Annotated in this window: 1 protein-coding gene; it reads right to left on the minus strand. The window is 53.5% G+C overall.

What is annotated here, in order from left to right:
- Positions 1-832 (minus strand): hypothetical protein (locus tag ACFVT8_RS15895; RefSeq protein ID WP_387083470.1); only part of this gene is annotated, 832 nt, incomplete at both ends.

Consider the following 832-nt stretch of genomic DNA (forward strand, 5'->3'; position numbering starts at 1 on the left):
GTAGCCCCTGTTGTTCCAGTAGCCCCTGTTGTTCCAGTAGCCCCTGTTGTTCCAGTAGCCCCTGTTGTTCCAGTAGCCCCTGTTGTTCCAGTAGCCCCTGTTGTTCCAGTAGCCCCTGTTGTTCCAGTAGCCCCTGTTGTTCCAGTAGCGCCAGTAGGTCCCGTAGCGCCAGTAGAACCGGTAACTCCGGTAGCACCAGTCACACCAGTAGCACCAGTAGCACCAGTAACTCCGGTAGAACCAGTAACACCAGTCACACCAGTCACACCAGTAGCTCCAGTAGAACCAGTAACACCAGTAGCACCAGTAGAACCAGTAACTCCGGTAGCCCCGGTAGAACCAGTAACACCAGTAGCTCCAGTAGAACCAGTAACTCCGGTAGCCCCGGTAGAACCAGTAACACCAGTAGCTCCAGTGTCACCAGTAACGCCAGTAACACCAGTAACACCAGTCACACCAGTCACACCAGTAGAACCGGTAACTCCGATAGCCCCAGTAGCCCCAGTAGAACCGGTAACTCCGGTAGCCCCAGTAGAACCAGTCAAACCAATAGCCCCAGTAGAGCCAGTAACACCAGTCACACCAGTCACACCAGTAGCTCCAGTGTCACCAGTAACGCCAGTAACACCAGTCACACCAGTAGAACCGGTAACTCCGATAGCCCCAGTAGAGCCAGTAGCCCCAGTGTCACCAGTAACGCCAGTAGAACCGGTAACTCCGGTAGCCCCAGTAACACCAGTAACACCAGTAACACCAGTAACACCAGTAACACCAGTAACACCAGTAACACCAGTAACACCAGTAACACCAGTAACACCAGTAACACCAGTAA

This window comes from Lysinibacillus sp. NPDC058147 (assembly GCF_042884205.1).
Classification (GTDB): domain Bacteria; phylum Bacillota; class Bacilli; order Bacillales_A; family Planococcaceae; genus Lysinibacillus.